Raw genomic sequence first — 24,227 nt, 5'->3', positions numbered from 1 at the left:
GATCAGGCTTTGGAATGGGCGAAGGTGAGACAGGATTGGAGAATGCGAGTCAGCGCTGCGCGCATGGGCGCCGCTTCGGCCCCGTCGTACGGCGTCGGCCACTGGCCCTCGGCGACGGAGTCCAGCGGCTCCTTCATGTAGCCGCGGCATGCAAGCTCCATCTGGACGGCATGAACGCCGGCTTCAGGCCGGCCGAGGCTGCGTGTGATGTAGCCGCCCTTGAAGCGCCCGTTCACCACATGGCTGAACCCGCTGCCCGCGCAGATTGTTTCGATCGCTTCACTCAAGGCATGCGCGCAGGTGGTGCCGCCATTGGTGCCAATGTTGAAGTGGGGCAGGGTGCCGTCGAACAGGCGCGGAATGACCGAACGGATCGAGTGACAATCGTAGACCACTACGTTGGCATGTAGTGCCCGAAGTCGCTCGATCTCGGACCGCAATGTCGTGTGATACGGATCAAAGAAGCGGGCACGGCGCTCAGCGATCTCTTCTGCTGCCGGCTCGGTCCCGGGTTCATAGAGCGGCTCACCGTCGAAGGTGGTGGTGGGGCAAAGCTCCGTGGTTGCCTGTCCCGGATAGAGCGACATGCCGGAAGGGTCGCGGTTCACGTCGATCACGGTGCGGGAGATCGTCGTGCGGATCACGGTCGCACCGAGCGAGGAGGCGAAATCATAAAGCCGCTCGATCCACCAATCCGCATCCTTGCGCGCGAGCCAGGGTGAGACGAGACCGCGCTCATATTCGGGTGGAATCTCGGTGCCCGTATGCGGCAGGCTTACCAGGAGAGGCGCGTCGCCGCGGATCATGGAGAGCCAGTCTGGACACTCTTTGCTCATGACAGGGTCTCGTCCGCCACAAGCGGGAGCACATCGCTGCCGACGGATTCGGCCAGTGCGCCGGATATGACGAGAGCCGTCGCGCGTTCCATATCGGGAGCCATGTGCCGGTCGTCATCGAGATGGGGGATCTTTGACCGCAGGAGAGTGCGGGCACGCTCCAGGCGCTCACTGGACTTCATGGGAGCATGGAAGTCGCAGCCCTGGACAGCAGCCAACAGCTCGATGCCGATGACATTGGCGGTGTTCATGGCCATGGGCAGGAGGCGCCGTGCGCCATGGGTTGCCATGGACACGTGGTCTTCCTGGTTGGCGGAGGTCGGGATCGAGTCGACGCTCGCCGGATAGGCGCGCTGCTTGTTCTCCGAAACGAGAGCGGCGGCAGTGACCTGCGGGATCATGAAGCCGGAATTAAGCCCCGGCTTTGGTGTGAGAAACGCGGGTAATCCTGAGAGGGTTGGATCGACCAGCATGGCGATCCGCCGCTCGGCGAGAGAGCCGATCTCGCAGAGTGCCATGGCGATCATGTCGGCCGCGAAGGCGACAGGCTCAGCATGGAAGTTGCCACCGGAAATGACCTCGCCGGTTTCGGAGAAGACGAGCGGGTTGTCGGAGACGCCGTTTGCTTCCGTGGCGAGCGTCTCGCCGGCCTGACGCAGCAGATCGAGCACAGCGCCCATCACCTGAGGCTGGCAGCGCAGGCAGTAGGGATCCTGCACGCGGTCGTCGTTGGTGAGATGCGAGGCGCGAATGGCGCTGCCCTGCATCAAAGCCCGCAGGGACGCGGCAACCTCGATCTGCCCGCGATGGCGCCGCAGCTTCTGGATGCGGTCGTCGAACGGTCCGTCGGAGCCCTTGGCGGCATCGGTCGCGAGCGCTCCCGTCACGAGGGCTGCGCGAAATACACGCTCGGCCTCGAACAGGCCCGCGAGCGCGAGGGCGGTCGACACTTGGGTGCCGTTGAGAAGAGCAAGGCCTTCCTTGGGGCCGAGCGTCAGCGGTGTAAGACCTGCCCGTGCGAGTGCAGCTCCCGCCGGCATGCGGGTCTCGTCGACGAAGAACTCGCCCACACCCATAAGCGCCGCGGTCATGTGGGCGAGGGGAGCAAGGTCGCCCGAGGCGCCGACCGATCCCTGGCCGGGAATGACGGGAACGAGATTCGCCTTGAGGCAGGCCGTCAGATGCTCGATGGTGGACCAGCGCACACCCGAGGCACCCTGTGCGAGGCTCGCGAGCTTGAGGGCCATCACAAGCCGCACGACCGCGATCGGCAGAGGCTCGCCGACACCCGCCGCATGCGAGAGCACGATGTTGCGCTGGAGCGTCGCAAGGTCTGCGGTGCCGATGCGCACGCTCGCGAGCTTTCCGAAGCCCGTGTTGATGCCGTAGACCGGCTCTCCCTTGGCCACGATGGCCTCGATGGTCTTGGCTCCTGCTTCGATGGAAGCGCGGCAATCCTGCGCGAGCGAAAGCTCTGCGCCGAAATAGACGCGGCGCCAGTCGGTCAGGGCGACGGAGCCTGGGTGAAGCATTACGGGTTGTGTCACTGTCCCCTCCAGATGCGGGCATGAAGCGGATTGAAGCCGATGCGGTAGACGAGCTCCGCCGGACGTTCGATGTTCCAGATTGCGAGATCGCAGGACTTGCCCGGTTCCAGCGTGCCGATGCTGTCGAGACGACCAAGGGCGCGCGCCGCCTCGCGCGTCACGCCGGCGATGCATTCCTCGACCGTCAGGCGGAACAGGGTCGCACCCATGTTCATGGTGAGCAGGAGCGAGGTCAGCGGCGAAGTACCGGGATTGCAGTCGGTTGCCAGCGCCAGACGAGTGCCGTGCCTGCGGAAGGCCTCGACCGGCGGCGCTTGCGTCTCGCGCAGCATGTAGAACGCGCCCGGCAGCAGCACCGCGACCGTGCCCGCCTTTGCCATCGCGGCGGCGCCATCCTCATCCGTGTATTCAAGATGATCGGCCGAAAGAGCTCCATAATCGGCAGCGAGCCTCGCACCGTGCAGATTGGAGAGCTGGTCGGCATGAAGCTTGATCTTCAACCCCAGCGCCTTTGCCGCATCGAAAACGCGCGCAGTCTGTTCGGGAGAAAACGCGATGCCTTCGCAGAAGGCATCGACTGCATCAGCCAATCCTTCGCGAGCAAGAACGGGCAGCATCTGCCGGCACACGGTGTCGATATATGCATCCTTGTCGCCATTCGCCTCCGGCGGCAGGGCGTGGGCGCCGAGGAAGGAGGTGGTGACGGTGATGGCGCGTTCCTCGGCCAGACGCCGCGCCGCGCGCAGGCACCGAGCTTCCGTCTCCAGGTCGAGGCCGTAGCCCGACTTGATCTCGATGGTGGTGCAGCCCTCGGCGATGAGATGATCGAGGCGGCGCAGGGCGCTTGAAACAAGCTCGTCCTCGCTCGCCGCCCGGGTCGCCTTCACGGTGGAGACGATGCCGCCGCCGGCCCGGGCGATCTCTTCGTAGCTCGCACCCTTCAGGCGCAGCTCGAACTCGTGTGCCCGGTCGCCGCCGAAGACGAGATGGGTGTGGCAATCGACGAGACCGGGGGTGATCCAGCGCCCGTCACAGTCGATCCGTTCGACCGCAGTTCTATCGGCCGGGAGATCCTGCGCCGGTCCGGCAAAGGCGATGCGGCCATCCTTGGCCGCAACGGCTCCGTTTTCGACGATGCCAAGGCCCTCGCCGACCAGCGTGGCGAGGCGAGCGTTGAACCAGACCCGGTCGAAGCGCATGTCTCTGCTCCGGTGCGTTTGCGATAATGTCTATACATAATCGCAAAAGATCGATATTGTCTAGACGTATTCGATCGGCTCTGATGGTCGGGCGTCGGCATGGCTTTTTGGCGGCTGCAGACGTCAGGCATTCAGGAGCCACTCCACAGTAAAGGTGTCAGCGATGCGCAGGCTCATCCTTGATCATGCCCTCCTTCCCGAAGGCTGGGTCCGGAATGTCGGTCTCGATGTCGAGGGCGGCGTGATTGCCGCCGTGCACCGGGATGCCCCTCGCGAGGACCGCGAGCACATCACTGGGATCGCCTTGCCTGGATTGCCGAACCTGCACAGCCACACCTTTCAGCGTGGCATGGCGGGGCTTGCCGAAACCCGAGGGCCGGAAGGGGACAGCTTCTGGACCTGGCGGCAGGTGATGTACCGCTTCCTCGGCCGGCTCACGCCGGACGATGTCGAGGCGATCGCCGCCTTCGCGATGATGGAGATGCTCGAAGGCGGGTTCACCTCTGTCGCCGAGTTTCATTACCTGCACCACGATACAGACGGCCGGCCCTATGCCGATATCGCGGAGCTCTCCGGGCGCATCGCGGCCGCCGCGCAGGAGACCGGCATGGGCCTGACCCTTCTTCCGGTCTTCTACGCACAGGGTGGATTCGGCGGTGCCGCACCTGCCGAAGGACAACGACGGTTCATCAACGATGTCGAGCGCTATGCCCGCCTTCTGGAGGGCGCTCGCAAGGCTGTGGTCAATCTCGACGATGCCGTCGTCGGTGTCGCGCCGCACAGCCTGCGCGCCGTCACTCCCGCGAGCCTGAGCGAAGTCGTCGAGAGGTCACGCGAGGGGCCGATTCACATCCACGTCGCCGAGCAGGTGAAGGAGGTCGAAGATTGCCTTGCATGGTCGGGCCACCGCCCGGTCGCGTGGCTGCTCGATCATGCGCCTGTGGATCAACGCTGGTGCCTGATCCACGCCACGCATCTTGATGCGCAGGAGATCAAGGGAATTGCCATGAGCGGTGCAGTGGCGGGCCTTTGCCCCATCACGGAAGCCAATCTGGGCGACGGAATCTTCGAAGGTATCGATTACACCGCCGCCAGAGGCTGTTTCGGTGTCGGGTCCGATTCCAACATCGAGATTTCGGCTCCGGCGGAGCTCAAGCAGTTCGAGTACAGCCAGCGCCTCAAGCACCGCGCCCGTAATGTTCTCGCCGAATGCGAGGGCCAGTCGACGGGGCGCAACCTCTACGAAAAGGCGCTGTCGGGCGGGGCCCAGGCTCTTGGGCGCCGCATCGGTGCGATTGCAGCCGGGCATCGCGCCGATCTCGTCGTGCTCGATGCAGATCACCCGGATCTTGCTGCCGTTTCTGGAGATCGTTGGATCGATTCTTACGTCTTCGTCGCAGGCAGGACAGTGATTGATACGGTGTTCGTTGCGGGCCAGGCCATGGTAATGAGAGGCCGGCATGTGAATCGCGACGCGATCCGCGCTCGCTATGTGCGCGCGATGAACCGCATCCTGGCATGAGAGAAAAGTCGTTTGACATGAAGCATCTGCATCAGCGCATCCGCGAAGATCTCGAGGCCCGGATCATGTCCGGCGAGTGGCCTCCGGGCCATCGCATTCCCTTCGAGCATGAGCTGATGGCCGAATACGGATGCTCGCGCATGACCGTGAACAAGGTGATGTCGATGCTGGCTGCCAATGGTCTCATCACCCGCCGGCGTCGGGCTGGCTCGGTCGTGGCGGAGCCGAGCAACCAGCAGGCGGTGCTGCAGATTCAGGATTTCGCTCTCGAAGCGACCCGTGCGGGCACCGAGTATCGCTTCAAGATTCTGCATCGCTCCATAGAGGCCATAGATGCCGCCGCCGCGCAGCGCACGGGACTGCCGACGGGTACCGAGATGCTCTGCCTCTCCACGCTTCACGTGATGAATGATGTGCCGCAGGCTTTCGAGCAGCGCCTCATCAATCTCGCCACTGTGCCCGAGGCCGGCGAGGAGTCTTTCAAGGACGATCCGCCCGGCACCTGGCTTCTGCGGCGCGTGCCATGGACTGAGGCGGAGCACATCGTGCGCGCGGTCAATGCCGACAGCGCGATGGCGAAGAGACTTCAGATTCAGACCGGAGCCGCGTGTCTCGTGCTGGAGCGGCGGACTTGGCAGGCAGGCGCCTTCGTGACCGAGGCGCGGATTACCTATCCGGGTGAAAGACATCACCTGATTGGACGCTTCTCCCCATCACTCAAGGGAGGCACAGCGGCTCAAGCCGTAACCTGATCAGAGAACTGGCTGCTGACACGCGAGCGAGGCGACACCGGACACCGTTATGGATGAGGGGCAGGTCGAGCAGGTTAGCGGCGGCACCTTGCTCCTTCGGGACACTTCCAAGCGTTACCGGTGGTCGATAACCGTATACTCGGCATCGATCACTTCTGCCTGAGGGCGCTGTCGTGTCCGACGCACACGACGCCGAAGGTAGAAATACGAAGCGATTCCGCCAACCAGCATCAGCGGAAGCACGACGAAGAATCCGACCAGCACCATGGTCAGCAGAATAATCCCCGCCGCCGTCATGACTGCCAGTCTGATGATAGTGGTGAGGAGCCGGCTCGCGTGGGGAGATGCGATGGTCGTCCTGAGGCCAATGAAGTCCATGGCGGGATCCTCGGTTGCTGTCGCGCCGTGAGTGCGAGGGCAAGGAAAGGTGTCCGACGTCGCGAGCGGGACCGCCCACCAGAGAAGTCTGGACCCTGACGCTCTTGCCAAGGTGGGCAATGGGCGCGCGAAATGCAAGGTCCTACAGGTATTCGGAGCTACAGCACCAGGACTTTTCGATGCGGAGCAGCGCAATGTTGCATTCGCAGACGAGGATTGGGCTCATGGAATGATATGCATGCGGAATGACTTTTAATGGCACAAAGCGGAAATAAACCAAAGGTTCGCACTTGCATGGCGAGTGCCCTTTACGCGGCCACGCCTAAGGACCGTCTTCGACCCAAAGCTGCCCTTGCATGCAGATTCCATAGAATGCCCACCGCAGTCATGGCATTCGGCGAGGTCGATCGCCGACGCTCTGGCTCTTTCTTCTCAGCTCAGGGTGGCGACGCTCATGTCTCCCTGCTCGGACAAGCGCGGGCCGAACTGCGAGGTGCTGACCGTTGGGCGACCCGTGATGAGTTCAGCGCAGCGGCTTCCAAGCATCATGGCAGGTGCGTTCGTATTGCCCGCATTGATGTTGGGCATGGCGGACAGGTCGCAAACGCGTAAGTTTTCGACTCCGCGAACGCGCAGTCTGGAATCGAGTACCGCCATGGGATCGCTGGATGTGCCCATCCGACAGGTGCCGCTCGGGTGATAATTGGTTTTCACGAACTTGCGGCAATGCTTCATGATCGCCTCGTCGCTGAGATCGTTCGGATCAGGGATTGAGATCCGTTCAATCCTTTCCGCCAGGGGAGTGGTCTGGAAGGCTCGCAGGAAGAAGCGCTGTCCGTCGATCATCGCGCGGGCATCGGCGGGATGGCTCAGCAGATTGGGCGATACCAGGGGCATGTCGTCAGGATTGGCAGAGCGCAGACGGACGAAGCCGCGTGACTTCGGTTTGATGACGACCGTGGTGATCGTCAGCCCATAGGTATCCTGAACGAGATGGAGCGTGTCACGGTCGAGATAGACGATCGGCACACAGAAAGCCTGGATGGTCGGTTCACCGTCAGGGTCTGTCGGGTTAACGAAGGCGCCGGCTTCGACTCCTGCGGACAGGATAGGGCCGGTGCCGAACAGCCTGAAATGGATGCCGTTTAGCAGCATGCGCCAGCCGACCCCCTGCTTGTAGTAGCCGTAAGGTCCATTCGCCTTCGCGATCATCGGGACCTCTGGGTGATCGATCAGGTTTTCGCCGATCCCGGGATGATCGATGATACAGGATAGGCCATGCTCCCGCAGTTGCTCGGCCGGACCGATGCCGGAGAGCATGAGGATTTGCGGGGTAACAAGCGCACCAGCCGCCATGATGATCTCGCCATCCGCATAGACCTGATGGTCCATGCCTTTCGCATCGCGATAGGTCACGCCGACGGCGCGACCGTTCTCGATCTCGATCTTGCGCACTCGTGACTGCAGTCGGATCACCAGGTTCGGGTTGTCGGCGAGCGGAGCCAGGAAGGCATAAGCCGCGCTGCTGCGCTTGCCGCGCCTGTTCATGAACTGGTAGAAGCCGACGCCGCGCTGTTTCGGGCCGTTGAAATCTGGATTGAACGGCTCGCCCAATGCCTGGATGGCCTGCACGAACCAGCGCGACATGTCGTTGATATGCCCGGGATCCGAGACTAGAAGCGGACCATCCGCCCCGTGCAGCTCGTTGAAGAACCTGTTGTTGCCTTCCATGGTGCGGAAATGCGGCAGCACATCCTTCCAGCTCCAGCCGGGATAATCGTTCTCGCCGCGCAGCATCTCGTGCCACTCGTCGTAGTCGGACGGTCTGCCGCGCATGTAGACCTGGGCATTCACCGACGAGCCGCCACCGAGAACGTTGGCCTGCGGAATGTCATGCACGCGGCCATCGAGATGCTCCTGCGGCACGGTGTGATGATACCGCATGTATTTGCTGCCATTGATCATCTTGAAGATGCCGGGCGGCATGTCCAGGAGCGGGTGGCGATGGGAATAGCCGCCCTCAAGCAGCAGCACGCGTGCGCCCTCGTTAACCAGCCGGGCCGCCGCCACTGAACCTGAAGAGCCTCCGCCGACGACGATATGGTCAAATCGTTCCTTCATTCCTGCACCCGTGGTGAAACCTATTCGTAATCAGGCGGTCCAGCCGCGTGAATGAGGTCAGGCCTTGATCCCCTCGAGTCCCTGCCAATCGAACTCGATGCCATGGCCGGGGCGGTTGGGTGCCAGGGCAAAGCCGTCCTGGATCGTGAGCGGCTCGGCGATGTAGCGATCGAGCCCGAAGCCATGAGCTTCAAGATACGAGCGGTTGGGGCAAGCGGCGAGGAGATGCACGGTCACATCGTGCGCGCCATGGCTCGTGACCGGCATGTTGAAGGCTTCCGCCAAGTGGGCGATCTTCATGAAGGGAGTCACGCCGCCGCAATTGGTGACGTCCGGCTCAGGATAGGTCACGCCGCCGCCAGCGATGTAGAGCTTGAATTCCCAGAGGGTGCGCAGGTTTTCACCTGCCGCGACAGGCAGACCGCCCTCGCTCACGATGCGAGCGTGACCGGCCGGGTCATCGGGAATGGTGGGCTCCTCAAGCCATGTCAGATCGAAGGGCTGAAGGGCGCGGGCGGCGCGGATGGCACCATCGACGCTCCACTTCATGTTGGCATCCGCCATCAGAGGGAAGTTCTCGCCGAGATGCTCGCGCATCGCCTTCACGCGTTCCACATCCTCGAAGAGGTTGGCGCGGCCCACCTTCATCTTGATCGCGCGAAAGCCTTTTTCGAGATTATCGTCAGTCTGGCGCAGGAGCTGATCGAGAGGCAGTTCGAGATCGATGCCGCCGGCATAGCAGGGCACGCGCGGATCATAGCCGCCGAGCGCCTTCCAAAGCGGAAGATTGGCCCGCTTCGCCTTCAGGTCCCACAGGGCCATGTCGAAGGCCGAGATTGCAAGAACGGTGGGTCCGCCACGTCCGCCGTAATGGAGCGCCCACCACGCCTTGTGCCAGAGGCGCTCGATCTCGTCGGCCTCCTCGCCGTCCATGATCTCCGGGAATTCTCGGGTGAGGATGGTGTCGATGGCGGCTCCATTGCGGCCGACCGTAAAGGTGTAGCCAACCCCTTCTGCTCCATCGGCATCACGAATGCGCACCGTATTGAGCTCGAAAGCGCGCATCTCGCCATGCATGGAGTCGGTCAGAATCGTCGGGAGCGGGATGCGATAGAAGCCGGGTTCGATGGAGGTAATCCGAGGCATGGTTTGTCCCGTCCGTTGTTGTGCGTTCTTGCAGATCAGACTGTCTCTTCCGTGCGGACGCTCAGGCGGGCCTGAATGGCGACTACGAGCAGCAGGAACAGGCCGCGGATGACGGATTGCCAATAAGCGGAGAGGCTGATCCAGCCGAGGCCGTTTTCGAAGTTCAGGATGTTGAAGATCAGGCCGAGCAGCAGCACACCGGCAAGCGTCGAGCCGACCGATCCGACACCGCCGGTGAGAAGCGTGCCGCCGACAACCACGGCCGCAATGGCAAACAGCTCCCAGCCTACGCCTTCGATGGGCTGGCCCGCGCCGAATTGCGCCGCGAGGATGACGCCCGCAAGGCCGGCGAGGCCACCGCTCGCCAGATAGACGATGGCTTTCACGCGGGTTGCCGGCAGGCCCATCAGCCGCGTCGCATCTTCATTGCCGCCCACCGCCAGAACCGTGCGGCCGAAGGACGTGAGATTGAGAACGAGTGAGCCGAGGAGGTAAGCGACGAGTGCGATCCAGGCAGGAACGGGAAATCCGAGGAAGTCGCCTTGCCCCAGCTCCGTGAAGCCCGATTCGTAGGAGACCGAGACGGATTGATTGCCGGCAAGGAGGAGCGCACAGCCACTCGCAGCCAGCATCGTCGCGAGCGTTGCGATGAAGGGGAGAATGTTGAGGCGCGTGATGATGAGGGCATTGCACGCGCCGATCATGAGCCCGGCACCGAGGCCCGCGAGAAGGCCCGGCACGGCACCGTAAGGTGAAGCCAGGGCTGCCACGACGCTGCCAAGGGCCGCCGTCGAGCCCACCGAGAGGTCGATGCCTCCAGTGATGATGACGAAGCACATCCCCAAGGCGACCAGCGCGAACATGCTGTTGTAGCGCAGGACCGAGAGCACGTTGTACGTGCCGAGAAAGTTGTCGTAGCGGAGCCAGCCGAACACGATGAGCGTGATGAGGGCGAGGAGCACGCCGAAACGTCCGATGGTCTGCAGCGTCTTGAAGGTCATGGTGCCGTTCATGGTCGATCTCAACGCTGCCCCTGCCGCTGAAGCCAGACGGCCAGCACGATGATACCGGCCTTCGCCACGAGGGCGGCCGCGTCCGGCACGCCATTGGCGAGAAGGGTGTAGCGGACGAGCTGGATGATGAGTGCGCCGACCAGTGTTCCGATGACCGTTGCACGCCCGCCGGTGAGAAGCGTTCCTCCCACGGCGACGGCAGCAATCGCATCGAGCTCCATGCCGAGGCCCACGAGATTGGCGTCGGCTGCGGAGTTGCGGGCGATCACGATGAGTCCTGCGATTCCGGACAGGAGTCCGCTGATGAGGTAGACGCGCTGCTTAACAGACGCCACGGGAATGCCGGCGAGCCGCGCTGCACGCTCGTTGCCGCCAACGGCCAGAATCTGCCTGCCGAACATGGTTCGCCTCAGCATCCACGCCGCGGCAGCGACGATTGCAACCATTAGAAAGGCTTGAAAGGGAATGCCGAAAATGCGCCCAAGTCCGATAAACTGGAACTCCGGCAGGTTGAACACCTGCAGATTGCCGTTGGTGAACACCTGGGCGATGCCGCGCCCCGCGATAAACAGGACGAGCGTGGCGATAATCGGCTGAATGCGCAGATGCGTGATGAGCCAGCCATTGAAAAGGCCGAGGATACCGGTGACAAGAACCGGCAACACGAAGGCAAGCGCAATGCCGACGGCAGGAGAGGGCAGGGGAAAGAGCTTGCCGAGAAAGATCAGTGGAGCGAGAGCACCCGCAATCGCCATGAGTGCGCCGACGGAGAGATCAATGCCACCGGTCGCAATCACGAGCGTCATGCCGACGCCGACGATCACAATGGCGCAGACCTGGGTCAGATTGACGTTGAGCGTCTGCCAGGTAGCGAAGTTCGGGGTGATGGCGAGATTGACCAGGATGAGGAGCGCCAGGGCGATCCACGATCCGTAACGGGTCAGAAAGCTCTTCAACTCGAACCGGGGCGCCTCTTGCGCCGGTCTCGGCGGCAGCGTTGTCGCGGTCTCAGCCATGGGCAGCCTCCCGGTTGCTCTCATGCCCATGCGCCATGGCGGCCATCACCGATTGTTCATTCACGGCGTCACCTTCGAGTTCGGCCACGGTGCGCCCGTCGCGTAGAACGAAGATGCGGCTTGCCGCCTCCACGATTTCCTCCAGCTCGGACGAGATCATCAGAACGCCGAGACCTTGCCCGGCCAGTTCCCGGATCAGACTGAGGATTTCGGCCTTGGCGCCGACGTCGATGCCGCGCGTGGGCTCGTCGAGAATGAGAAGCTTCGGGTTCATGCAAAGCCAGCGGGCGAGGAGCACTTTCTGCTGGTTGCCGCCCGACAATTCGCGAATACGCTGCTCTGGATCTGAGCAGCGTATGCCGAGGCGCTTGATGAACTGGTCGACGATCTCGCGGCTGCGCCCCTCGTCCACGATACCGCGCCTGGCGAGTTGCGGCATGAGCGCGAGCGTCAGGTTCTCGCGCACCGACATGTCCGGAATGATGCCTTCGAGCTTGCGATCTTCCGAGCAGAAACCCATGCCGGCCCGGATGGCGTCGGCAGGCTCGGTCATTGCCTTGTCGGAGCCAGCGAAACGGATCATTCCAGTATCGGGCTTGTCCGCACCGAATACAGCGCGGACGGATTCGGTGCGTCCGGCACCAAGCAGCCCTGCAAGGCCGACGATCTCACCCGGGCGAACCTCGAAATCCACGCCGCGGACCCTGCGCCCAATGGCTAGATCCTGGACCTTGAGGATTGGCTTTCGTGTATCCACAGTATCGTCAGCCTTGCGGCCTTCCTGCAGAACCTGGGTGAGCTCGCGCCCGAGCATGGTCGTCACCAGATCGAGCCGCGACAGTTCCGCCATCGGCGCAACCTGCACCGTTCGCCCATCCCGCATAATGGTGACGCGGTCGCAAACCGAATAGAGCTCGTCGAGCTTGTGGCTGACGAAGATCACGGACACGCCCGCTGCCTTGAGCTGGCGGATCACGCCGAAGAGCACTTCAACCTCGCGCTCGTCGAGGGAGGAGGTCGGCTCGTCCATGATGACGAGCTTGGCTTCGAAGCCGATCGCGCGAGCAATCGCCACCATCTGCTGCACGGCGGTCGGATAAGCCATGAGCGGGCGATGGACATCGATGTCGATGTTGAAGCGAGACAGAAGCGCGCGGGCCTCCGCGTGCATGGCCCGCCAGTCCAAAAGGCCGAAGCGCCGCTTCTCTCGTCCAAGACATATATTCTCTGTCACTGATCTGTACGGCACCAGATTGATCTCCTGGTAGATCGTGCTGATGCCGGCACCTTGCGCTTCCTGCGGCGAACTGAAGGTCACAGGCTTTCCGTCGAAGACGATCTCGCCCGAATCCTTGGCGTAATAGCCGGTCAGGATCTTGATGAGGGTCGACTTGCCGGCCCCGTTCTGGCCGATGAGCGCATGAACCTCGCCCTTTTCCACCACGAGTTCGGCGGCGCGCAAAGCCGGTATCCCGGCGAAGCGCTTGTTGATCCCGTGCATGCTGAGAAGCGGAGCCATGAGAGGTCCGGGGTCCATCCTATCGAGGAGACAAGGGATGCTGCCCGCCGTGGCGGGCAGCATTGCACCGATCAATACGCGTCGGCGATGAGCTGCGCGGCGTTCGACTTGTCGAAGAACCGGTCGGTGTTCACCACCCATGGCTCGATCTGTTCGCCCTTAGCGTAGCGGTCGAGGGTTTCGAACGCCTTCGGGCCAAACTTCGGATTGCACTCGACGGTGGCAAGCATCTTGCCGTCGATGATGGCCTGAAGCGCATCGCGCGTGCCGTCGACGGACACGACGATCACGTCCTTGCCGGGCTTCTTGCCGGCGGCTTCCAGGGCAGCAATCGCGCCGATCGCCATCTCGTCGTTGTGCGCATAGATGGCAGTGGCATCGGGATGCGCCTGCAACAGGGTCTCGGCCACTTGGCGGCCCTTGTCACGGGCGAAGTCGCCCGACTGCGAAGCCACGACCTGCATGCCGGGATGCGCCTTGATGTAATCTTCGAAGCCCTTACGGCGGTCGTTCGCAGGCGAAGAGCCGGTCGTGCCTTCGAGCTGGATGATCTTGGCCTTACCATCCATGGCCTTCGTCAGGGCCTCGGCTGCCCGCTTCCCTTCATCGACGAAGTCGGAGCCGATGAATGTCACGTAGTCACGACCTGCCTTTGCCAGACTCTGGTCCACGTTGCGATCGAGCAGGATCACCGGGATGCCGGCCTTCTTGGCGGCCATGACGGCGGGGATCAAAGGCTTCTCTTCACGAGGGGCGAGGAAGATCAGGTCGACACCCTGAGCGATCATCGAGTTGACGTCCGCCACCTGCTTGGCGGCCGAACCGGCTGCGTCCGTGTAGACGAGCTGATCGCCGCGTTTGGCGGCTTCCGCCTTCATGCTTTCCGTCTGCGCAATGCGCCACGGGTTGTTGGATTCAGTCTGGGCGAAGCCGACCTTGTAGTGATCTTTCTTCTTCAGCTTCGGCAGCTCCTGCGCCGATGCACCGCCGAGCCCCAGCCCGATGGCTGCGACGCCCGTTGCGAGCGCAAGGAAAGTCCTTCTGAGCATCATGTTCGTTTCCTCTCCAGTGGGTTCGCCCCTTATGGGGTTCTTCGCGTCTATTGCCGCAGGCGTTTGTCGCTGCAGATCGTCACCAGCGGACATAGGTGGTCTGCTTCCGCAGGTATCCGTCGAAACCGTATTTGCCGTCCTCTCCACCGAGACCCGAATGCCTCCAGCCCGTATGGAATCCTTGGACGAGTTCGCCGCATGGGCGGTTCACATAAAGTTCGCCGAAGGACAATTCCCGCGACAGGCGCATCACCCGGCGCAGATCGTTTGTGTAGACGTAAGCCGACAGGCCATAGCTCGTGTCGTTGGCAAAGCTCAGCGCCTGCTCGAAGCTGTCGACCGTCATCACGGGCGCGACCGGCCCGAAGATCTCGCGTTGCATGACGTTCGCTCGGTTGGAGTTGACCCGCAGGACCGTCGGCTCGAACCAGTGCCCGCGCGCGAACTCGCCGTCCTTCAGACGATGGCCGCCGGCGAGGACCTCCGCGCCGGATGCGATGGCTTGGTTTACCATCTCCTCGACCTTGTCGACCTCCGGCCGGTTCACCTTGGGCCCCATGTCGGGGTTCGTCATCGGGTCGGCGAGCCGCATGGCCTTCACGCGGGAGACGAACTTGTCGAGGAAGGGATCCGCGATGTTCCGGTGCAGGTACATGCGTTCATTGCAGGTGCAGATCTGCCCGCAATTGGTGAAGCGCGAGACGATCGCCGCTTCCACAGCTGCATCAAGGTCGGCGTCGTCGAGCACGATGAAAGGTGCCTTGCCGCCGAGTTCGAGGCGGACGACCTTCAATTCATGCGCGCCCGCCGCATAGATCTCTCTGCCTGCGCGCACACTGCCCGTCATGGTGATCATGTCGCTCAGCGGTGAGCGCACCAGCGCATCGCCAACGGTACGTCCGTCGCCCGTCACGACGTTCAGAACACCCTTCGGCAATCCGACTTCATGTGCGAGACGCGCGATCTCCAGAGCTGAGAGGGGTGTCGATTCATGTCCCTTCACGACGATGGTGTTGCCGGCCACGAGAGCCGGGCCAATCTTGCGGGCCGCCAGCGCTGCGGGATAGTTCCAGGCGGTGAGGCCCACGACGACGCCGAAGGGAACGCGACGGATCCAGACTTCCTCGCTCTGAAAATCGGAAGGCATGATGTCGCCTTCGATGCGCCGTGCGCTCTCGGCCGCGAAAGTCAGGAAGGTGATGGTGGCGTCGATTTCGCCTTCGGCCTGGTTCAGTGGCTTTCCTTGTTCCAGCACCACGGTCCGGGCGAGACGATCCTTGTCCCGCTTGATCGCTGAGGCGAGGTCGAACACGTAGCCGGCACGGACGATGGGCGGCAGGGCGGCCCAGGCCGGTTGCGCGCGTTTCGCCGCTTCGAGGGCTGCCACCGCGTCCTCGCCCGAGCCGGCCGGGACCGTGGCAAAGACGACTTCGTTGGCAGGATTTTCGACGTCCGAACGATCCGGGTTGCGGCCATCCGTCCAGGCTCCGTCGATATACATCTGGTAGTGGGTGGTTGCTTCGGCGCGATTGGCCGCAATAGACGTCGTCATGACCGGGCCTCGCAGCGACCTTGGCAGGGCAGGGGCGAAGCAGAGCGCGGCAGGGTCGAGCCTGGGATTGGCGTCACTGATTTCCTCCAGGATGCCCCCTGGAGCCTTGTCTAACCAAATGCCATTTCAAGGTCTATTTGGTAAGACCGAAGTCAGAATGCTGACACAAAGGTTGAGTGTCAAGTGTCGTATCACCGAACGTTATGCGCGAAATTCGCCCATAAAATCTCTGGACCTTTCCGCCGATGCGCCCAAAATAATCTGCTCCCACCAGGTGATTGGTCCTACCAAACATTGGGTGCGTACGGCTCACAGGGAGAGCGCCCGATCGCCTTTTGAGAAGGTGTTGACGCGTTTGGAGCAGCAAGGGGAGATGATGGATCAGGGCCAGAGACTTCACCGTCGGGAAACAGAGTCGGGTGCGGCGCGGCGGTCGGAGGCTGTGGTTGCGGATCTCGTGCGGATGATTCAGTCCGGCAGCCTTCAGGAGGGGGAACGCCTGCCGGCCGAACGTGACCTGATGCAACGTTATGGGGTCAGCCGGGCCGCCGTGCGCGAGGCCATCGCCTCCCTGGCGAACCGTGGCCTTGTCGAAACCCGTCTTGGTCATCGTCCCGTCGTGCGCAAACCCGGCTATGAATTCGCTGTCGATCAGGTCGGTAACTTGGTTGGTCACCTTGTCGTGGATCGAGAAGGGGTTTGGAATCTCTTCGAAACGCGCATCTTCATTGAGTGTGCACTTGCCCGATGGGCTGCAAACCATGCACGGCGCGATGATCTCGAGGAGCTGCGGGCAGCACTCGACGCCAATCGTGTGGCCATTGGCCATTCGATCGCTTTCGATGACACTGATGCTGCTTTTCATGCCGTGCTCTACCGCATTCCGGGAAACCCGATCTATCCCGCCATTCATAAAGCCTATGTGGAATGGTTGACTCAACATTGGCGCTCTATGAAGCGCGGAGCAGACATCGATCAGATGAACCATGCGGGCCACAGAGCTATCTTCGATGCCATTGCCGTGCGCGATCCGGACAACGCAGAGGAGGCCATGCGGCGCCACCTGGTCGCTGCCTGGGAGTTCGTGCGCTCTACCTTTCCGATCGAAAGTTAGATGGTGGACGATCCAGACCGCATTGCAGCTCAAGGGCGGCATCGCCTGAGCTGGCCTTTACAAGGCCGCGCTCATGGACCGAGCTTGAGCCGATGCTGACCTTCGTACGCCCGGCAGGATCTTCATTGGAAAGCGATGACGTTTGAAGAGCGACAACAGGATGGATCCTTGATGGGCTGCTCCTCGTGACGATGCCAAGCTCGATGCCGTAAAACCGAGACCAAGGATCTGTGTAATGGTTCCCTACCCAGGCTGCGTTAAGAGGTCGTTTACCACAATTGCCCATCGTAATGGCTCCAGACCGGAGCCTTGGCCGTGGAAGATGCTGCTGATCCGATCCTCAACCATCCCACTTTTCGTAACGCGGCCCACCGCATCGGTGTGGGAGCATGGGGGATTGCTTTTGCCGTCATTGCCTTCTTCAGTTCTTCAGCTCCGGCTATTGCCGAGAGTTCGTTCCCGGCAAAACAAGCCGATCGCCTCCATGCGTTAGGACGTGCTGCGCCAACATGGGCATGGATCAGGTTCTGCCAGAAACAACCGCAAGAATGTCGGATTGATCGCTCGCAGCCGGAGCGGATTGCGCTCACTCCGAGCGCTTGGGCCATCCTCCAAAAAGTCAACGAGCACGTTAACGCAACGGTCTTGGCGGTTACCGACCAGGACCACTGGGGTGTGTTTGATCGCTGGGACTATCCTGACGATGGTCTAGGCGATTGCGAGGACATCCAGCTTCTGAAACGGAGGCTGCTCGTCCAGGCTGGTCTGCCCCAGCGGGCCTTGCGGATCGCGGCCGTGATCGACGAGCAGGGGCAGGGGCATGCCGTGCTCATGGTCCTCACAGACCAGGGCGACTTTATCCTCGACAATAAGCGAGACGCCGTCCTGCCTTGGCGACAAACAGGATATTCCTATATCAAGCGGGAGAGCACGAACGCCAGAACCTGGGTTGCCCTTGGAGATCAAGCTACACCTGCTTTCACGGCCAATCGTTAGATCGGACGAGTTTTCACAGCATTGCCACCACATATGGGTGTGCAGCGGAAAGTCCGTTCTCGGCTGAGGCACCGGCCTTGGTGAGTACGACAGCTCAACGAATAAACATCAGTGGGAACGACCCGACGTCGCCTAACAGCTGAGCCTGCTCCAAGCTGGCGTGCTGGCTCGCCGCAGCGATGAGGGCGGCGCCAGTCTACGGTCGATATTGCTGAGCTTGGCAGATAGAGGATCGTGCCGGCTTAATATTGCGACCATTGGTTCCTCTACATTGTCAGAATCCAGACAGACCAACCTCCAGCTGCCTGTCTACCTTTGCTTCAAGAGGAAAGTTGAACAGGGAACTGCGGATGACTCTTCTGACGACTGAACACAGACGCTTGTCCGGTTCCGGCGGGTGCGACAGTCTCGCTGCAGCAGTCCCAACAGCACTGATCTGTGACGGCTCCCTTCTTCGCTCAGACCTTCAGCGCATCCTGCAGGGAACATCGTTCGCGCTCGCCGAGACGGTTTCTGTCGCCAGTCCAGGACGGCTTCAGCGTCTGGCGCAGAAGCCCGCGCTGGTCCTCATCCAAGCCAACCGGAACACCGGTCACGTGCTTGAGGTGGTAAGGCGAGTGCGAGAGCAGGCTCCAGAAGCCCGGATCGTGATCCTGGCGGATCAGTTCGACCTTCATCTTGTGCGATTGGGCCATGAGGCAGGCGTGAATGGCTTTTGTCTCGCAACAAGTACTCCTGACGTTCTGATCACATCTCTTGAATTAGTTATGCTCGGGGGAGCTGTTGTGCCTTCTGGAGTGCTCCGCTCCATCCTCGATGGGCGTCCCCAGGACCGGAGGCCGCCGCTTCATGACCATAGAGCAGAGCCAATCCCATTTGATCCGAAAACGTGCCAGCTCTCGGCGCGGGAGGCGGAGGTCCTGAGTTGCTTACGGCAAGGAGTGTCTAACAAGGTGATCGCGCGGCAGCTTGACGTGACCGAAGCGACCATCAAAGTCCATGTCAAAACGATCCTGCGCAAGATCGGGGCGTCCAATCGCACCCAGGCTGCGATGTGGGCTTCTCAGCACCTGCCCCAACGAGGCGGAGCGCTTGTGAATGTCTGAGCTGGAGGCAAGGAACATTGCGGTCGGGGATAGGGTTCGTGTCCACTTCCATCCTCCAGGGCCGATGGAAAGCTTCTTCGAAGGCGCGGTCACTCGGGTGGATGTGCCGACTTCGGAAGGGCGCGTGTTCGTGGTCGAGCTCACGCATGAGGTCATTCTTGATAGCGAGCGCCATATCCGACCCGGTGTTCAGGATTACGTCCGCTATGAATGCCGGAACGACTTCCCTGGTCGGATTGAGGTGCTCTCCGAGGACAAACAGGCCGAGGAGCCACCTGTCGTTGAACCAGGGCTTCGCGGCATGTCCGAGACCGAGCCATCCGCAGAAGCAGAGCTTTCTTCCGAGCGGCTTCAGGTCGAGATCGAGCGGCGGCCAGCGCGCAAGCAATTGCGTCTGGTAGCTGCGCTGTTCAGGCGTGCCAAATAGCAGCTACGGGCTCGGGACGTGAGCGGGAGTCAGACGCGATCGGTGCGACTCTAACTGCTCCGCGCGGCCCGATACTAGATAGGTGTGTTGCCTTACCGAGAGTCTGCAAATGACGCTGAGCGGAAGCAAGCCGGATGTCTGCTCAAGCAGGGAACACCGGACGTTCGTGAAGGGCACGGGATTTCCTGGTTTGATCCGAAGGTGAATTGATCCTCGGCCAGGATGACCGACGTCTTCGCGGAAGCTAGTAATCCAAGAACGAGCGGTTCCGGTCGTCCGTGTAGATGTCGTGCGGTCTGTTCTCGGACCGGCCCGCAAGGTAAAGCACACTTGCGACACTGCCGGTCATGGTCTCGGACAGAATCTGGCGAGAGACGAAAGGAAACACGCTACGGATCGTGGCATCGATGCTGCGGCTGAACCGATCGGCAAAGCTTGGTGAGGTGATGATGTTCATGACCACCTGACCGCCTGGTGCGACTGCCTGCCTTACGGCAGCAAAGGCCTCGCGGGTGATCAGGTCCGGCGGGAGACTGATCCGGTTCGTGAAGGCATCGAGCACGACGACATCATAAGTCTGAGTGTTGCGGCGCAGGAAGGCGCGGGCGGACTCAGGCACGAAGGTCTTGTTGGGAGCCAAGGGCTGGCGCAGGAAGTGCTCCTCGCTCACCTGCCGCAGGGCAGGGTCGATATCGACATAGGTGTAGGCGTGGAAGCGATCCTCAAGGCCAATGGTGAACCCTCCAGCCCCGATTACCAGAATGCGGTGCGGACGATCCGTACCGAGCCTCCTGAGAACTTCCTTCTCGATGAACTTCAGGTAAGCAAAGCGGTGCTCCGGATGAACCGCGATCTTGGAGGACGGGCTGTTGTTGATGACCAGGAGGCGGCTGTCCTCAGCCGGGTTGAGGACGATCCGGACCTCGCTGTAGAGATTGTTGCTGACGATGCCGTATGCCCGCACTGCGGCGGGGCTGTTGATGGCGACAATGTAGAGCCCAAGTGCACCGGCTGCGAGAGCCAGCTTGTTCCGGTCCTCTATCTGCCAGCCGATGATTGCGGCGAGCACCACCAGGAGCCCTAGGGTGACAGCCACCGTGATGTGGACGCCGAAAAAAGTCATGAACACGAGGGTCGACACCACCGAGCCCAGGAATGACCCAAGGGTGGACAGGAACAGCATCAATCCCGTGGATCGCGGGAGGCTCACGCCGGAGGAGCAATAGGCGACCAGCGGAAGGGTCTGGCCCAGCAGGTAGACCGGGTAGACCAGGAACAGGGACGTATGAACGGCTGCCTGGACTAGACGATGGGTAATCCCAAAGCCATCGAGAATCTGAAAGAAAGCCGCCAGAAAGGGATGGGACAGCCCAAAGCTGAGGATGAGGGCGGCAATGAGCAGGTTTCGGGTGAGTTGCCGGCGCACGCCTGCCTCATCTCCGGGGGTAAGACTGGCTCGGCCACCAGCCTCGTACCCGAGCGCCAGAGGAAGCAGAACCGCGGCAATGACGATGGCAACAGTGTCGGTCGCGTTGCCCACGTAAGGAGTGAGTTGACGGATCGCCAGGAGCTCCACCGCGAGAACAGTGTAGCCCTCGATGACAATGGCGCTGAGGAACAATGGGGAGGAGAGCATGTTCGTCACCTGCCTTGGGCCGCCAACAATATGCGAGATGTGCGGCTGACAATCTCACATAGCCGTGAGAGGTATTGGAGAGATCGCGGACAGCTTCCGGCACTCAGCTGAAGAGCCCCTGGGTTCGGCTCACCCAGCCTTCCGTGAAGAGAAGAGGATCGTCAGAGCCCGACCCAATAGAGGCTTTCGTCTGCGGCCCAGAGAGCGTCTCAGTCAGGTAGAGAGCGGACGCCGCGGGTCGACCTACGGCGCTGCGCCTGCGGGAGTTTGCTCCCGCGCCGCCTTTCGGAACAGCCAGGCCGATATGAGCCACAGCGCGGCGAAGAACCCATTCAGGCCCAAGATCTCGGGCGCGGGGTTGATCGGAGACTGGTGCCTCACCGTGACCAGCACAATCACGGCGGCCAACATCTGAGCGAGCGCCGTTGCGGATAACGCGCGAGCCATTCCATCCGGCTGGAAGCGCGCGATGGTGGCGCCGACGATCCCGACGACGAGCACTCCGCCAAACATCAGATTGGCGGGGTTGTCCTCAGTCCCGATAATGCCGACGGCAAGGTTCATCCAAACGAGGATGAATGCTGCCGCGACCGCAATGCCGACGGCAGCCCGGTAGGCGCTATTGCCCGTCATTCTCGCCGCCAGCTCGTAGGTGCCGCAAGCGACGGCGAGCATGGCGCCGAAAACAATGAAATCGGTCTCATCCCAGTTCACTTCATTGGTGAACTGCATCGCGATCAAGGGCAGCAGCAACAGAAACGCGGCGGTGGCCCACATCGCTATCCTCCAGCGGCCCCCGCGCAGTCCGCCACTGTGTTCCGAGCTTCCTGCCATCGCCTTGCCTCCCTGCATGAGCGAGGCCTTCAATCTAGCATGGGCGACCGGTGCGCGGCTGGGCAAGTTCCGAAGGCTCTTCTGAGCAATGGCATCTGGCGAACGATCAGGCTTGTTGCCAATGTCCGCAACGGATCGCAAGCAGCGGGTTGTGATCCGCTCCTGCGACATCCGCTCTTGGCGCTAAGCGGAAGTCGCGCTTTGGTCTGCTCGCCCGGCCTAAGCAGACCTTCGGGAGGCGCAGGGGGGCTTCACGGCCTGACCCGGCACAGACATACACTTTTTGGATCATCCATCAGGGAAGTTCGCAGCGCGGGATCGCTGAAGGATTTCCGAACAGATCACGCCGCTCCTCATTGCCATTCGGATTTGCGGCCTATCGTGATGGTCGCTCTGCTTTCGGAGGATCTGCTCGGCTCGGCGTCGAGCGAGGTTTACTTGCTCATGGGCCATCAGACGGTGACAGAGGTGTTCTTGTCTTCAGCTTGTGAAGGACGGATTTGATGTGCTCCTTGATGGCGGCCTCATCGATCTCCAGTTGGTCCGCGATGTCGACCGCTCTTTTTCCTGTGGCCAAAAGCGCAATGACCTCAGCTTCTCCCATCGATAGGCTGGAGGAGGCAGAGTGCCGATCCTCGTTCGCCGCCTCGGGACATGAGAACTGAGACGGACTGTATACGGCTTCGATGATGCTGCCGGCTGGTTCACTCCGGCGCCGAATGATCTTCGCGGTCATCTCGGCTGCCCCCTGCAACGGATTAACTCGGGAGTGTTTTAGCTGAATAGCATCCGGAACACTTTGCTGTTTGGCTCAAATTCTGTGCGGTTCGCTTCAGGCGAAGGATCAAAGGGAGTAGGAGCCATCACACCCCAAGATACTGGATCCATTCTGCCAGGATTGGTCGTCCAGATCCATCGGAGCCAGGCTGGAGATGCTTGATCGTCCGATGAGCCAAGGCGCCCTCAGCGCGGGCTTCCCGAGGCGATATGTCGAACATGCGCCGGAATGTCCGGCTGAAGGCGGCTTCGTTGTTGAAGCCGCAGGAGTAGGCGATCTCCGCAATGGAGCGGTGGCCATAGGCTGGCGACGTGATTTCATTGAAGCAACGGAGCATTCGCCGCGCCCGAATGTATCCCGCCAATCCGCCCAACGGCTCGAACATGCGGACTAAAGTCGCCCGTGACAGGCGAAACTCACGGGCAATGGTATCGATCGTAAGCGACGGTTCTGCCAGATTGTTGTCTATATAGCGCTTGATCGTCAGGATCAGTGCAGCGCGTTTGGCGACCGTCGTTGTCTCATGAGCATCGGCAGCAGGGCCGAAGCAGCCAGCGATGAGACTGGCTGTCGCATTGGAGATACGAGCCCCGTCTTCGGAGTTGAATGAACCAGCGGCCCCATAGATCGTGCTCAAGTAAGTGGCCAGCAGATGGCCTAGAGCCGACTCACCCGAGAGCACAAGGCCATGAAGTCCATCGGGGTTCCTCACCAGAGGCTCCAGCACTGGCCGCGGGACGACAAGACTGAGGTTTTGAAACGTCTCGGCCCGCGTATGGAGAGTCCGGGACATATCAAGGATGCTGAGGTCGCCGGGACGTACATGCACAGTCCGGCCCTCGGCGTCTCCCGCGTAGCCGCCCACGGGATAAAGCTGCACCAGGTAATGATCGACACCACTACGCGCGATGGTCGCCTGAGAGCGGCGGAACTCCTGAGCGCTGGATGCCACGCTTCCGAGCAGAAGCGGGCCCAGGTGATAACTATCGATTTTGACCTTGAACGAACCGACGGCCTGTTTATCAGCGACCGCTACGTCAAACAGCGGCGATACGATATTGCGCCATGTCCAGTATGCCTCCTCCGGCGCAGCCACCGAAGTTCCTTCAAAATAAAAGGATGGCAGATTTGGCATCGATGTTTATAGCCCCAAGGCTTCGTGTTGATTGCACTATGAGCCCGAGAGAAGACTACCAGTCTGAAGTGAAAAGACGAGGCTTTATTTCGAGTTCGGAATGAACACGCTTCATTCTGTTGCCTGAACTTGCCTCTCAGCCTCCTCCACGGTGTCAGATGCCCTGAACTATCGTAACCGCTCGCTCTCCTCCCGGTTCGCTTGGCCCGAGTAGAGAAGGAAACGTTCTGACTTCTGCACAGGAGCTCTGACTCAGTCGCATGAGGGGAAGGTAAAGCGCGTGCTCCCGGTGAGTGGCTGAAATGCTGAGGCGCCGGCAATCACTGGTTTGGTTCTGTGTCTTGCGCCCCATTAACCATTATTACAACGACTGAGCTCAAAAAATGGCTCGGGCGTTTCCAGTTCGTACCCATCTGTCGTACAAGAAGGTGTTAGGCGTTGAAGTTCAATCGTTGATTTCGCCGCCCTAACTGCACTTTGATAGGCTTTCTTCCAGAAGCCAGGCATGATGCCGAAAACAAAGTTCCGGTTGAGCCCGGATGTCATGT

Annotated in this window: 23 protein-coding genes; 6 read left to right on the top strand and 17 right to left on the bottom strand. The window is 61.4% G+C overall.

Annotation, left to right across the window (positions count from 1 at the left end):
* Positions 1-2: 2 nt before the first annotated feature.
* Genes hutG through hutI form a run of 3 tightly spaced genes read right to left on the bottom strand, consistent with a single transcriptional unit; the run spans position 3 to position 3,582 of the window.
* Positions 3-836 carry an N-formylglutamate deformylase gene (hutG, locus tag AA309_RS29855; protein ID WP_047192656.1) on the bottom strand — a complete coding sequence of 278 codons (834 nt, stop codon included), beginning with the start codon at positions 834-836 and terminating at the stop codon, positions 3-5.
* Positions 833-2,368, bottom strand: a complete 1,536-nt coding sequence (gene hutH / locus AA309_RS29850) for a histidine ammonia-lyase (protein ID WP_047192655.1) — start codon at positions 2,366-2,368, stop codon at positions 833-835. Before hutH ends, hutG begins: the two co-directional genes overlap by 4 nt.
* Positions 2,369-2,379: 11 nt before the next feature.
* Positions 2,380-3,582, bottom strand: coding sequence for an imidazolonepropionase (gene hutI / locus AA309_RS29845; RefSeq protein WP_047192654.1), 1,203 nt, complete (start codon positions 3,580-3,582; stop codon positions 2,380-2,382).
* Between the two features lie 163 nt (positions 3,583-3,745).
* Between hutI and AA309_RS29840 the strand changes: the two genes are divergently transcribed.
* Both AA309_RS29840 and hutC read left to right on the top strand, forming a co-directional pair.
* Entirely contained in the window at positions 3,746-5,104 is a 1,359-nt protein-coding gene (locus AA309_RS29840; RefSeq protein WP_047192653.1) for a formimidoylglutamate deiminase, read from the top strand.
* Positions 5,105-5,121: 17 nt separating this feature from the next.
* Entirely contained in the window at positions 5,122-5,856 is a 735-nt protein-coding gene (gene hutC, locus AA309_RS29835) for a histidine utilization repressor (protein ID WP_047192652.1), read from the top strand.
* A 114-nt stretch (positions 5,857-5,970) separates the two neighbouring features.
* Here the strand turns inward: hutC and AA309_RS29830 are convergent, their stop codons facing one another.
* The 8 genes from AA309_RS29830 to aldA all read right to left on the bottom strand — a co-directional run bounded on the left by AA309_RS29830 (position 5,971) and on the right by aldA (position 15,653).
* The gene (locus AA309_RS29830) at positions 5,971-6,234 is read right to left on the bottom strand and encodes a hypothetical protein (RefSeq protein WP_047192651.1); all 264 of its coding nucleotides are present in this window, start codon (positions 6,232-6,234) and stop codon (positions 5,971-5,973) included.
* A gap of 432 nt (positions 6,235-6,666) precedes the next feature.
* Positions 6,667-8,355, bottom strand: coding sequence for a GMC family oxidoreductase (locus AA309_RS29820; RefSeq protein WP_047192649.1), 1,689 nt, complete (start codon positions 8,353-8,355; stop codon positions 6,667-6,669).
* A gap of 57 nt (positions 8,356-8,412) precedes the next feature.
* Positions 8,413-9,501: a mandelate racemase/muconate lactonizing enzyme family protein gene (locus AA309_RS29815; protein ID WP_047192648.1), complete on the bottom strand. Its 1,089-nt coding sequence runs from the start codon at positions 9,499-9,501 to the stop codon at positions 8,413-8,415.
* Positions 9,502-9,536: 35 nt separating this feature from the next.
* The gene (locus tag AA309_RS29810; protein WP_047192647.1) at positions 9,537-10,514 is read right to left on the bottom strand and encodes an ABC transporter permease; all 978 of its coding nucleotides are present in this window, start codon (positions 10,512-10,514) and stop codon (positions 9,537-9,539) included.
* 8 nt (positions 10,515-10,522) lie between these two features.
* Complete coding sequence (locus AA309_RS29805) at positions 10,523-11,530, bottom strand: ABC transporter permease (RefSeq protein ID WP_047192646.1); 1,008 nt, start codon at positions 11,528-11,530, stop codon at positions 10,523-10,525.
* Positions 11,523-13,049 carry a sugar ABC transporter ATP-binding protein gene (locus AA309_RS29800; protein ID WP_047192679.1) on the bottom strand — a complete coding sequence of 509 codons (1,527 nt, stop codon included), beginning with the start codon at positions 13,047-13,049 and terminating at the stop codon, positions 11,523-11,525. The genes AA309_RS29805 and AA309_RS29800 overlap by 8 nt, the downstream gene beginning before the upstream one ends.
* 71 nt (positions 13,050-13,120) lie before the next feature.
* Positions 13,121-14,101, bottom strand: a complete 981-nt coding sequence (locus tag AA309_RS29795; RefSeq protein ID WP_047192645.1) for an ABC transporter substrate-binding protein — start codon at positions 14,099-14,101, stop codon at positions 13,121-13,123.
* 79 nt (positions 14,102-14,180) lie between these two features.
* On the bottom strand, positions 14,181-15,653 hold the full coding sequence (gene aldA / locus AA309_RS29790) for an aldehyde dehydrogenase (protein WP_047192644.1): 1,473 nt from the start codon (positions 15,651-15,653) through the stop codon (positions 14,181-14,183).
* Between the two features lie 118 nt (positions 15,654-15,771).
* Here aldA and AA309_RS29785 point away from each other — a divergent pair, with 118 nt between their 5' ends.
* Both AA309_RS29785 and AA309_RS29780 read left to right on the top strand, forming a co-directional pair.
* Positions 15,772-16,767: an FCD domain-containing protein gene (locus AA309_RS29785; protein ID WP_244470540.1), complete on the top strand. Its 996-nt coding sequence runs from the start codon at positions 15,772-15,774 to the stop codon at positions 16,765-16,767.
* A 315-nt stretch (positions 16,768-17,082) separates the two neighbouring features.
* Entirely contained in the window at positions 17,083-17,763 is a 681-nt protein-coding gene (locus tag AA309_RS29780) for a transglutaminase-like cysteine peptidase (RefSeq protein ID WP_244470539.1), read from the top strand.
* Between the two features lie 458 nt (positions 17,764-18,221).
* Here the strand turns inward: AA309_RS29780 and AA309_RS35570 are convergent, their stop codons facing one another.
* On the bottom strand, positions 18,222-18,458 hold the full coding sequence (locus AA309_RS35570) for a hypothetical protein (RefSeq protein ID WP_047192642.1): 237 nt from the start codon (positions 18,456-18,458) through the stop codon (positions 18,222-18,224).
* A gap of 72 nt (positions 18,459-18,530) precedes the next feature.
* On the opposite strand from AA309_RS35570, the gene AA309_RS37975 reads away from it, so the two are divergent.
* The gene (locus AA309_RS37975) at positions 18,531-18,869 is read left to right on the top strand and encodes a response regulator transcription factor (protein ID WP_425286916.1); all 339 of its coding nucleotides are present in this window, start codon (positions 18,531-18,533) and stop codon (positions 18,867-18,869) included.
* Positions 18,862-19,296 (top strand): hypothetical protein, encoded by a 435-nt coding sequence (locus AA309_RS29765; RefSeq protein WP_160310578.1) that lies wholly within the window; start codon positions 18,862-18,864, stop codon positions 19,294-19,296. The genes AA309_RS37975 and AA309_RS29765 overlap by 8 nt, the downstream gene beginning before the upstream one ends.
* 244 nt (positions 19,297-19,540) lie before the next feature.
* Here the strand turns inward: AA309_RS29765 and AA309_RS29760 are convergent, their stop codons facing one another.
* The 5 genes from AA309_RS29760 to AA309_RS36160 form a co-directional block, all read right to left on the bottom strand.
* Entirely contained in the window at positions 19,541-20,932 is a 1,392-nt protein-coding gene (locus tag AA309_RS29760) for a fused MFS/spermidine synthase (RefSeq protein ID WP_047192640.1), read from the bottom strand.
* A 243-nt stretch (positions 20,933-21,175) separates the two neighbouring features.
* Positions 21,176-21,766 (bottom strand): hypothetical protein, encoded by a 591-nt coding sequence (locus AA309_RS29755; RefSeq protein ID WP_047192676.1) that lies wholly within the window; start codon positions 21,764-21,766, stop codon positions 21,176-21,178.
* 442 nt (positions 21,767-22,208) lie between these two features.
* Entirely contained in the window at positions 22,209-22,370 is a 162-nt protein-coding gene (locus AA309_RS37970) for a LuxR C-terminal-related transcriptional regulator (protein ID WP_425286917.1), read from the bottom strand.
* 259 nt (positions 22,371-22,629) lie between these two features.
* Positions 22,630-23,640 (bottom strand): helix-turn-helix domain-containing protein, encoded by a 1,011-nt coding sequence (locus tag AA309_RS29745; protein WP_052955095.1) that lies wholly within the window; start codon positions 23,638-23,640, stop codon positions 22,630-22,632.
* Between the two features lie 390 nt (positions 23,641-24,030).
* Positions 24,031-24,227 (bottom strand): hypothetical protein (locus AA309_RS36160; RefSeq protein ID WP_210166526.1); only part of this gene is annotated, 197 nt, incomplete at its 5' end.

Origin of the sequence: Microvirga vignae (genome assembly GCF_001017175.1) — a bacterium.
GTDB classification, from domain to species: Bacteria; Pseudomonadota; Alphaproteobacteria; order Rhizobiales; family Beijerinckiaceae; genus Microvirga; species Microvirga vignae.
This window is presented reverse-complemented; position numbering and strand designations above follow the sequence as displayed.